We start from the raw sequence: 10,123 nt of genomic DNA on the forward strand, positions 1-10,123 counted from the left end.
GGCCGAGGTCCTGGTGCGCCACCGGCTCCTCCACGCCGCCATCCCCGTCCCGACCGGGCAGTGGCTCGCCCAGCACACCCCCGACGGGCCCGTCCACATACTCGACGGCCCGGCCGCCGTGGTCGAGCTGGCCGCCAGGATCCAGCTCCACATCCGTACCAGGAAGGCCCGCATCCGATGAGAAGCCCGGACACCACCGCCACCACCGCCGTGGATGTGCCGAACTCCAACTCGACCTCAGAGAAAGCAAGTTATCGGCCAAGACACTCTTCCCCGTCGGGGAAGGCGCCTTTGTCCGAGCCCGCCCCGGGGGTGGCGGGTCCGGACCAGCGCCGGGGGGCACTGGTCCGGGAGGCAGCGGCCGAGGGCGGACCGCAGCCGGAGAAGCAGACACCGAGCCGTAAGCGCCGTGACGCGAAGAAGCACTCGCGCAAGCGCTCGCCGAAGCCGCACGACCGCAAGCGTGTCCGCGTGTGCAGCGTCCGCCTGAACGACGAAGAGAAGACCCTCCTCACCGCCGCCGCGCAGCGCACCCGTACGTCTCTGCCCGCGTTTCTCGCCCGTGCTGGCCTCGCCGCCGCCAGCGACCTCGACCACACCGCCGCCGCCATCGCCGGACAGCGCGAGACAGTGACCGAGCTGTTCGCCGCCCGCCGCCACCTCGGCCAGGTCGGCAACAACCTCAACCAGATCGCCCGCTCCATCAACTCCGGTGCCCAGCCCACCGAGCCGGAACTCGACGCCGTCATCGCCGCCACACGGCGTGCCGTGCACCGCGTCCAGGACGCCACCGACCGGCTGCTCGCCCAGAACTAGAAAGCCATCACTGGCATGATCCCCAGGATCCACCAGCGCGGGAAGCGCACCATCGGCCTGCTCTACTACCTGTACGGGCCAGGCACGCACGAGGAGCACACCGACCCGCACCTGGTGGCGTCCTGGGACGGCAACGCCCCCGACCCCGGCCGTGCCGACGGCTTCGCCGGCACTCTCCAGGATCTGCAGCGGCTGCTCGATCAGCCGCTCGACAACATCGACGAACGAGACCGGCCGCGCAAGCACGTGTGGCACCTCTCGGTCCGCAACGCCCCCACGGACCGTATCCTGACCGACGACGAGTGGGGAGAGGTCGCCCGGCGGATGGTCGCCGCTACCGGCATCGACGACCCCGACAAGAACGGGGCCGGGTGCCGCTGGGCGGCAGTCCGGCACGCGGACGACCACATCCACATCATCGCCACCCTCGTCCGCGAGGACGGCTACAAACCCGACCTCGACCACGACGCTGCACGCGCCCAGGCGGAAGCCCGCCTCCTCGAAGCCGAGTACGGCCTCCGCCGCCTCAATGCCGGTGACGGCACCGCTGCCCAGCGGCCCACCAGCGCCGAACGCCACAAAGCCGCACGCGAGAAGAGGGAGCGAACCCCGAGGGAGGAACTGAGGGAGACCGTCCGGCGCGCGGTGGCCGGCGCGGACGGGGAGGCCGAGTTCTTCGACCGGCTCGCCGCCTCGGGACTCCTGGTGCGGCACCGTATCGCCCCGTCCGGGGACCTCCTCGGCTACACCGTCGCGCTGCCCGACGACCGCAACAAGGACGACCAACCGGTCTTCTACTCCGGGTCGAAGCTCGCCCCCGACCTGTCGCTGCCCCGCATCCGCGAACGCTGGACCACCACCACGAACGGTGCACCCGGGCAGGAGCCGACCGCGCCATCGACCTCCGGGCGCCGGCTCGCTCCGAGCGGCCCGGCGCCCGCACTCCGCCGTGCGGCACACGCGGCATGGCACGCGGTACTGGTCATCGACCGGGGCGACGACCCTGCCATAGCGGCGCAGCTCGCCGGTGCCGGTGAGGTGCTGGACGCGCTGGCGAAGACATCCGCCGCGCAGACCCGGCGGGAGCTGAGGGAGGCCGCCTGGGCGTTCGAGCGGGCGTCCCGCTCCCAGGTCCGGGCCGTACGCGGGCACGACCGCGCCCTGCGGCAGGCCGCCCGGGACCTCGTGCGCAGTGGGCCGGCGCTCGGCCGCGGGGAGGACGGGGCCAGCACCGCGATGGTGATCGACATGGTGTTCTTCCTCGCCGTCGCCGCCGCGAACTGGCACGCGAGGAAGGGGCACGCGCAGCAGGCAGCCGCCGCCCGGCAGACGGCCGAACATCTGCGCGCCGCCTACCAGCAGGCCGCCGGCCAGCCCCTAAGTTCCCTCCACGAGCGGGGCCGCCGGATGGCCCAGCCGCTCCAGCTCCAGCAGGCCGCTTATGTGCTGGCGGCGGTGCCGGAGCTGGCCGGACAGATCCTCGCCGAACCCGGCTGGCCCGCGCTCGCCGCCACCCTCGCCGACGCCGAGACCGCGGGGCACGACCCGGCCGGACTGCTCGCCGGGGCCGCCCAGCGAAGGGAACTGGACACCGCCGAATCGCTCAGCGAGGTTCTGGTGTGGCGGCTGCGCCGCATGGCCAACCTCCCCGCCGACACCACCAATCTGCCCCCGACCACCGCACGGCGGACGGCCCCGCCTCAGATGAAGGCCCGGCCGTCCGCGGGCCGTTCTGACCAGCGGCGGAAGGCCCGGTGATTAACAACTTTCAGAGTTGAAGCGAGACAGATGCATGGGGCACGCTCTGCGTGGCCCGAGGGCGAAACGTGAGGAGAGCAGGATGTTCAAACGCATACGCGACAGCCGAGAGTGGCGCGAAACCCAGAGCGCCGGCCAGGAAATGATGGAGTGGGCGCAGCGCCAGCCGTTCCCCGAGCCACCGGCCGCCCGGCCGGAAGCCGCCCCGGCCGCCAGCCCTGCCCCGTCCCCGACGGCGGCGGTTCCGGTGGTGGACGACTTCCTGCCCCCCGATCTGCTGTCGCCCTCACGCGGCGATCTGGCCGGGATGATGATGCCCTGGCGGGGGCCGCTCGTGGTCGACGGTGAGGTCCGTGAGTGCCCGCAGTGCGGCGCGTACCGCGACTGGGTCGTCCTCGCCATGCGGAACACCGTGTGGCGCCGCTGCCGCGAGGGCCACGAGACCCTCGACCCCGCCCTGGACACCGCGTGGTTCAACCGGCACAGCGGGGCCATGGAGCATAACTTCGGCTCTCTGGAAGAGGGCCTGCGCCACCTCGGCCACTGACCCCCGCACCCCTACCCCGCCGAACCCCGGTTCGGCCAGTCAGACCCTCCGCACCGACCCCAGGGGTACCCGTATGCGCCGCCGTTCCACCACCGCTGTCCTCGGCCTGACCGCACTCACCCTCCTCACCCTCCCGGGCTGCTCCACCAGCAACCCCTCCCCCGTCTCGGCCACCGCAGCCCCGGCCCGTACCGCCGAGCCCAAAGCCGCCCCGGACGACCTGAAGCCGGCCGATGTCCTCACCTCGGACCAGCTGCGGGAGCGGTTGCTGGATGAGACCGACCTCGGCCAGGGCTACACCCGCAAGCCGGAGCGGGACCCGGGCCGTGACGATGTGACGGTGATCGGCTGCCCTCCGCTGGACAAGCTCGGCGGGGAGGCGGCGGCCGGCGGCTCGCTCGACTTCCCGCACCGGGCGAAGGCGGCCTTCAGCGACACGGGCAGCGGCGACTCGGAGGTCGCGGAGGAGCTGTACAGCGACACCGAGACCAGGCTGTCCGCGGAAACGAAGCGGATCTTCGACGCCATGGTCTCCTGCCCGACCTACCAGGTCGTGGTCGGCAGCACCCCGGTCAAGATGACCACCCAGAAGATCACCGCCCCGCCGCTGGGCGACGAACAGTGGTCCCAAGTACTGACCTTCACCACCGGCGAACGGAGCAGCGTCGTCAAACAGACGGCCGTCCGTACCGGCACGCTGCTCGTGATCGTCTCCGGGGCCCCCGGCCTCGTCGACACCCACGTGGACGAGGCCCTCGCCAAGGCAGGGTCACCAAGCTGACCCCCAGCCCTACATACGGGAGACCTGCCGCGGACGCTCGTCCGTGGCAGGTCTTCTTCGCGTTCAAGACTGCGGTGGCAGCGAAGCGGCATGGCCCGTACCGGACAAAGGCACATGCCCGGTTGCGCCTGCTGCCCTGGAAGCCAGCACACATGCCCGGAGGGCCAGACCATGACGGCCTGGCCCTCCGGGCTCTTCGGACGGTTCGCTCCCCGTTCCCAAGGGAAAGCGGTTCAGCGGCCGACGCGCTGGATGGTGACGAGGCGGTCGCGCCGCAGGCGTAGATCGGCCACCCGTTCCTCGCCGGGGAGGTAGACGAGAAGGTCGGTGTGGCTCTCGGCGCTGCGGTCGGCGACCGCGACGACATAGTGCGTTTCCTCGCAGCCGGACAGCGTGTAGGCATCGCCCGAGGTGAGGGTGCAGGCGCGGCCGTCGAAGACGTCAAGGGGTTGCTGGTCCCAGGTGCGGGCCTTGCTCTGCATGTGGGGCAGGGTGTGCTCCCGCCGACCGGCCTCGGCCGCCTGCCAGTAACGGCGGCACGGTGCACACTCGTTCGGGGCACCCGGGTCGGGGCCGGCCAGCGGGCGCCCGCAGAATCCCTTGCCCGTGACGGCGTTGCGCCGGTGTCCGGTGACGAGGTTGCCTCTGCCGAGGGGCGCCCAGAGCAGGGTGTCGTCGCCGTGGCACGGGTCCATCGCGGGCAGGAGCAGTTCGCCCGCCCGGCGGCGCAGGGCGTCGAGGGCCTCGCCGAGGCGGGTGCACTGAGTGCACCGGCGGCGGGTGGTGGTCTCCCGGTTGTCGAGGGATTTACCGCAGTAGGCGAGGAGATGCCCGGGGATCGCCCGGTGCCCGGCTCCGCCCCGGCCTGTCCCGGTAGCGGGCCGGGTGTCCGGCTCACCGGGGCAGGCAACAGTGGCGAGAACCAAAAGGGCGCGGGCGCAGCTCTGGCACAGAGTGTGCGCGGTCAGGCCGGGGACGGGCAGGAGATCCGGCGAGTGGGTGGCGCAGGCCGTCACCGCCTCGGTGCCCAGCAGTGCGCCGAAGTGGGCGGTGCCGTGCGTGGGGCCGATGGCGAGACGGATCAGCGGCAGGGGCAAGGAACCTCCGTGGAGCAGAGCGTGCGGGGAAGGTCAGACGCGCCGGGCGCAGAGGCCGTCATGGTCGACAGCCAGGCAGCAGTCGTCTTCGCAGGGGTGGCCGGCCTGGGCCTGGGGGGTGCGTTCGCGTTCGTGGCAGTCGATGCACCAGGCAGGGGCTGAGGGGAGGTCGTGGTTGCGGGCGAGGAAGCCGGGAGCATCGCATCGCCGGCAGTTCTCCTCGCTGCCGCCGTGCCGTGTCGCGGTCGTGGAGGGCATGGGAGGTAGTCCCCTTCGGGTGGGCCCGTCAGATCGGTGGCAGCAGAGTGAGGTGGCCCTCGGTGCCCTCGGGCAGCAGCCGCCGCCGTACGGGAACGGGTGAGGCGAGCGAGGAGGCGAAGGCGGCGACGAGGTCGTGGGGGACGCTGGCGCTGAAGGTGGCGCACCACAGCGGGTTCCCGGGGACGGGTTCGGCCCATGCCTGCCAGCCGGGCGGGTCGGGGCGCGGGTCGGCGTCGAAGACGTGCTCCGGCACTGTTTCCAGCGAGACGCTGGCCGTGAAGCCCGGGTCGGTGGCCGTGGTGCGGGGGCGGTCGATGTCGAGGATCCAGCCCTGGGAGGTCAGCGCGTCCAGCACCGCCTGGAGCCCGTCGAACCCGGTATGGGGTTCGGCGCGGGCGTCGAGGGCGAGGAGGAAGCCGACGATCGCCTCCGGCGTGACACCGACTGTGAAGTAGGCGTTCCACTCCCGCAGAACGGCGTCGGGGTTGGTGCGGGCGGTGATCTGCCAGGCCACCGGAAGGCCGCCCAGCTCGAACGGACAGGCCGCCAGGACCCATTCGGCACCGCACAGGTCATTGGGGCTCACGTAGAGCAGGGTGTGGCGGGCGGTCGGCCACATCCGCCAGCCCACGCCGGTCAGGGTGGCACCGATCATGTCGGCGAGGACACCGTCGTCGCCGGCCAGATGCCGCGGAGTGACCCGGAAACGTACCGGGCCCGGAAGGTTCGGAGTGGACGGGTCGCGGGGATGGTGCGGGGTCAGGGGCGCCTCCGGAAGGCTCGGGAATGGTTCACTGACCGCCGCTGGGGCGGGCCGCCCTGCGGCGACCGCGCGGGGGCGCGACGGTCGGCTCCTGCCAGGCCAGCCGGACCGCTACATCGGGCGGGAGATGGCCCAGCTGCTCCCCGTCGGCGAGAAAGACCACCGGCCGGCCCGTCTCGTCCCGGGAGGCGATTGCCCCGGCCATCCGGTGGGCCATGGGGAAGAACGGGTTGACGGCCAGCCGCACCGTCGCGTCGCGGTCCAGCACGGACAACTGGTCGGCCAGATCACCAACCGTCAGCTCCGGCGTCTCAGAGTTCAGCGGGTCCACAGACGGGTCTCCTTGCGTGAAAGGGGCGCCGGGGGCCGCCCCGGGGCAGGGCAGCGCACGGGCGTGGAATCCTCCGATACGACGGATCGGCGTCAGAGCGGGCGGGAAATGTCAAGGACCGCGGCCACGGCGGCGGCAACGACCTCCGCCGGAGTCTCCGTGCCGAACGACACGTCGTAGCCCGAGACATGAGCAGTACCGGAAACAGCGAGCTTCCAGCCCTCCCGGTGGGCACCGGGACGGCCGTGGGGAAACCAGCCGAAATAGAACCGGCCGTCACGGGAATTGATGTGAACGTCCGCCCGGTCGTCCACCACCAGCTTGAAATCGGCATCACTGAACAGGTCCGTCACCAGCGCCGGCTCACCGGCGCCGAGCCGCCACGAGCGCCGCCGCAGCGCCTCGACAGACGTAGAGAATCCAGGTTGGGCAAGATCCGCGGTCACAAGCGTATCCCTTCTCTGACCTGCAGGTTTCACGGGGAGTCGCCTACATTGACATGCCCCTGCCCGGTCACACCAGCCGTTGCGGGATCTTTCCTGTCTGCCTCGGGCGAACTGGCGAAAGAATGGACAGATATACCCGAATAGTGCACCACAGGAGGGAGCACCCACTCCGGCACGGGAACTCGCGTTCGATTACTATTCCGTCGGGGCGAGCGGCACGGGAAGGGATCCCGCGCCGTCCCGCCTTCGGGAATCGTGTGACGCTCGCCGACGGAGTGCTGCCCGGCGGCCGGCGGGGTGAAAGGGCATGGGATCACGATCGAGACAGGCTCGGCTGCCCAGCAGGGGCGGCTTCACCAGCAGGCGGCGACGTCTGGCGCCCGCGCTGGGAACGGGCTGCGTTTGCGGTCGCTGACGCGGAGCTTCACCGTCGGACCGGCAAGCGGTCATCTGACCGTCTCGCATACGCAGGACGGGGCGCCGACGGGTGGAGATCCGGATGGCAAGCAGGGCTCCACCCTGCACGGGCTGCTCGATCTCCTGTCCGCCTCGCTGACCCGCGGCTCCCAGCCGGGACACCGCTGCGCGATCTCCTGGCCGACTGCCCGTCCACCCGTTTCGAACCCGCCGGGATGACCGACGACCCTCAGATCCGGCAGGTCACCTCCGTCCCCGACTACATCGCCCGCCGCCTCGCCCAGCCGACTTCCTCCCCCACGAGCAGCGCCGGGAACTGGGCGCTCTCACCAGAGAGGAACACGCCGCAGACGAATAAGGCGTACGGCCCACCTCCCTCTACGGCAGCGCGCCGATCCCCCCGTCGCACGGCGGAAGTGACGCCCGTTCACAATCACCCACATGGGTACGAAGGTGCGCAGTCGGATGAGGTCGGGACGTCCTGGAGCGGCCCTGTCCAGCGTGCGGGGTCGAGCAAGCACTCACCGAAGGCGGTCGGCGGCCGGAATGGCTTGGCTGGTGGGTGCGGTGGCGTGGAAGACGGCCGGGCGCTGGCGGTCCTTCGGTCCAGCGGCCGGACTGGTGCCTTCGCGTGGGGGTTCTCCCGATCGAGGGAGTGGTGCACCGTCATCGGTCGGACACGGCTGTACCAGGGGTGCTCCTGTTCAACTCCCCTTGCTTGCAGCCACTTTCCGGTCATGCCGTGACTCGGGCATATGAACTGCGCGACATGTCTGCTGAGCTTGTGTCGAACATTCGTGCGCACAGGGAGGTTGCAGACTTGATCCGCAGACATCACTTCACGGCATTACGCGCTCTGGCCGCGGCGGCGGCCGTCGCGTTACTCGTGGGGGCCGGTACGGCATCGGCCTCCGACTTCATCCCCAGCGATTCCCCGACGGCCGCGCCGTCCGCCCGTCCCGCCGCCGGCCCCGAGGGCGAAGCCGCCGGCGCACGTCCGGTCTCGGGCAGGAACCCGTCGGCCGGTCCCCAGTTCACCAAGAGCGGCAGCACCTGGCAGGTCATCGCCCCGGAGACAATCCTGCGCAACACGGTCACCGACGCCGACGGCGACCGGAGCAACCTGACCTTCGAGGCATGGACGACCGACGCCGCCGGCAAACCGAAGACACAGGTCAAGCTCACCGACGCCAACCCCTACGGGGTCCTCGTCTCCCCGTTCGCGGCCTCCGGAGCGACCGCCCAGGTCACCGTCCCCTACGGGAAGCTGAAGCCCGGCGTCACCTACACGTTCCGTACCTCCGCCTTCGACGGCACCCTGTACGAGACATCCTGGTCCCCGTGGGCGAACTTCAAGATCGCCCCCTATGTGACATTCCCGGCCCCGCAGGCCACGTCCACCATCGACCCGGTCGCGCAGCAGGTGCACCCGGTGACGCGTACCGATCCTGGTCCCGCTCTCCCCGCAGCCCGCAAGGCCGGGCCGAAGCGGACCTGCTCCACTGTCGACCCGCAGGGCCGCAAGCTGTGCATCGAGGTCACCCCACCCTCCCCGCAGTCCCCGCAGTCCAGAGGGCCGAAGACATCCGCTTCAGATCCTGACCTGGTCGGCTGGTGCCTGACCCAGCCGTACGGCAAGGACTACATGAACCGTACGGAGGCGTGCCTGAGGAGCGCCGGCCGCGCCAGGCTGATCTTCCTCGACGCCGACCCGCAGAAACCCGCGCTCGGCTTCGCCACCTTCGACATCGAGCAGCGGATCAAGACCTATCCGTCGAAGGGGGCCGGCGGCAGCAACTTCGCCGAGTTCGACCAGCAGATCATCGTGACTCCACGCGAGATCGACGCTGCCCTGCAGGGCTTCACCGTCAAGTGGAACGTGGGAAACAACTGCACATCCTGCGTCACCACGCAGACCAAGTGGACGGACAGCCTGAACAAGCCGTCCGACGCCCACTGGGCCTACGCGAACGACGGCATACCGTACGAGTCGAGCTGGGGCACCGTCCAGACGAGGTGGGCCGGCACCGGCAAGGAGAGGATCGACCTCGGCTGGTCCGTCACCGCCACCGTGGACGCCAGCGCCACCGCCAGCGCGACCGCCAGCTACGGAACCAGCGGTGACGTACGCGTCCGCGAACTCGCCCCGCGCTGTGACGACATCCTCAAAGGCATAGCCCCAGGCTGTGTGCTGCCGTACTTCAAGCTGACCTACACCGTCGACACCAACCTCTACCCGGCCGCCGGCGCGTACTACTGGCTGATGCAGGAGAAGATGCCCGACCACGCCGGCTCCCCGAAGAACTGGGACTCCCTGCTGAAATACCTCGGCCCGGACACCATCAAGAAACGGCCCGACGGCAAACCGTGGACATCGGACGACAGCCGCAGCAAGGTATGTCCGGGGGGCTGGGCCAAGCATCCGGCCGACCCATCGCTGGGGGCCCTGGACTGTGACGAGTACGCGATGGCATCCACCCACCAGAGCGGTGGCTACCCAGGCGGCCTCAACGAGGTGACCTCCGGCGACAAGTGCGCCCAGCTGTATGCCGACAAACTGGGTGACGGCAGCGCCCACTTCGGCCTGCTCGCGGACACCCGACTCGCCAAGAACGGCCCCACATGGCGAGAACCCTGCGGCCGGGCCTCGATCCCCAGCACCCAGAACCAGGAAGCATTCCACAAATTCCCGGCACCCGCGTGGCGGCTGCTGGACGGTGACGAATTCTTCGTCAGCAATCCAGGCTACGCGCACTGCGCGAAAGGCGCCCCCACCACCTGCGCCTGGCGCAAGGCCGGATAGCACTTCCTGAACGTCGGGGGGCGGGGCGGGGGCGGGCCCCCCCGTTTTTTTTTGCGCGGGGGCGGGCCCCCCCGGACGGCCCCCACCGCAGCCGCCGGGCGGG

At 70.6% G+C, this 10,123-nt stretch carries 10 protein-coding genes and 1 pseudogene; 6 read left to right on the plus strand and 5 right to left on the minus strand.

What is annotated here, in order from left to right:
• The 5 genes and pseudogenes from ACWF94_RS22655 to ACWF94_RS22675 all read left to right on the plus strand — a co-directional run.
• Positions 1-181 (plus strand): annotated as a pseudogene (locus ACWF94_RS22655) (hypothetical protein); the annotation flags it as partial.
• A gap of 110 nt (positions 182-291) precedes the next feature.
• Complete coding sequence (locus ACWF94_RS22660; protein ID WP_453491269.1) at positions 292-816, plus strand: plasmid mobilization protein; 525 nt, start codon at positions 292-294, stop codon at positions 814-816.
• A 15-nt stretch (positions 817-831) separates the two neighbouring features.
• Positions 832-2,574 (plus strand): relaxase/mobilization nuclease domain-containing protein, encoded by a 1,743-nt coding sequence (locus ACWF94_RS22665; RefSeq protein WP_453491272.1) that lies wholly within the window; start codon positions 832-834, stop codon positions 2,572-2,574.
• 82 nt (positions 2,575-2,656) lie between these two features.
• Positions 2,657-3,121 (plus strand): hypothetical protein, encoded by a 465-nt coding sequence (locus tag ACWF94_RS22670; protein WP_453491275.1) that lies wholly within the window; start codon positions 2,657-2,659, stop codon positions 3,119-3,121.
• A gap of 73 nt (positions 3,122-3,194) precedes the next feature.
• A complete protein-coding gene (locus tag ACWF94_RS22675; RefSeq protein WP_453491278.1) occupies positions 3,195-3,902 on the plus strand; it encodes a hypothetical protein in 708 nt (235 codons plus the stop codon).
• A gap of 233 nt (positions 3,903-4,135) precedes the next feature.
• On the opposite strand, the gene ACWF94_RS22680 is transcribed toward ACWF94_RS22675, so the two are convergent.
• The 5 genes from ACWF94_RS22680 to ACWF94_RS22700 form a co-directional block, all read right to left on the minus strand.
• Positions 4,136-4,999 (minus strand): hypothetical protein, encoded by an 864-nt coding sequence (locus ACWF94_RS22680; RefSeq protein ID WP_453491281.1) that lies wholly within the window; start codon positions 4,997-4,999, stop codon positions 4,136-4,138.
• A 33-nt stretch (positions 5,000-5,032) separates the two neighbouring features.
• Positions 5,033-5,257, minus strand: a complete 225-nt coding sequence (locus ACWF94_RS22685; protein WP_453491284.1) for a hypothetical protein — start codon at positions 5,255-5,257, stop codon at positions 5,033-5,035.
• Between the two features lie 28 nt (positions 5,258-5,285).
• Positions 5,286-5,915 carry a DUF317 domain-containing protein gene (locus ACWF94_RS22690; RefSeq protein ID WP_453491287.1) on the minus strand — a complete coding sequence of 210 codons (630 nt, stop codon included), beginning with the start codon at positions 5,913-5,915 and terminating at the stop codon, positions 5,286-5,288.
• A gap of 136 nt (positions 5,916-6,051) precedes the next feature.
• Positions 6,052-6,354, minus strand: a complete 303-nt coding sequence (locus ACWF94_RS22695) for a hypothetical protein (RefSeq protein WP_453491290.1) — start codon at positions 6,352-6,354, stop codon at positions 6,052-6,054.
• 92 nt (positions 6,355-6,446) lie between these two features.
• On the minus strand, positions 6,447-6,800 hold the full coding sequence (locus ACWF94_RS22700; RefSeq protein ID WP_453491293.1) for a DUF317 domain-containing protein: 354 nt from the start codon (positions 6,798-6,800) through the stop codon (positions 6,447-6,449).
• 1,237 nt (positions 6,801-8,037) lie between these two features.
• Here ACWF94_RS22700 and ACWF94_RS22705 point away from each other — a divergent pair.
• Complete coding sequence (locus ACWF94_RS22705) at positions 8,038-10,020, plus strand: hypothetical protein (RefSeq protein ID WP_453491296.1); 1,983 nt, start codon at positions 8,038-8,040, stop codon at positions 10,018-10,020.
• Positions 10,021-10,123 lie beyond the last annotated feature (103 nt).

The sequence above is a fragment of the Streptomyces sp. NPDC055078 genome (genome assembly GCF_053607985.1).

Coding starts and splice junctions, on each gene's coding strand:
- ACWF94_RS22665 (WP_453491272.1), top strand. CDS start 832: ATGATCCCCAGGATCCACCAGCGCGGGAAGCGCACCATCGGCCTGCTC.
- ACWF94_RS22675 (WP_453491278.1), top strand. CDS start 3,195: ATGCGCCGCCGTTCCACCACCGCTGTCCTCGGCCTGACCGCACTCACC.
- ACWF94_RS22685 (WP_453491284.1), bottom strand. CDS start 5,257: ATGCCCTCCACGACCGCGACACGGCACGGCGGCAGCGAGGAGAACTGC.
- ACWF94_RS22670 (WP_453491275.1), top strand. CDS start 2,657: ATGTTCAAACGCATACGCGACAGCCGAGAGTGGCGCGAAACCCAGAGC.
- ACWF94_RS22690 (WP_453491287.1), bottom strand. CDS start 5,915: ATGATCGGTGCCACCCTGACCGGCGTGGGCTGGCGGATGTGGCCGACC.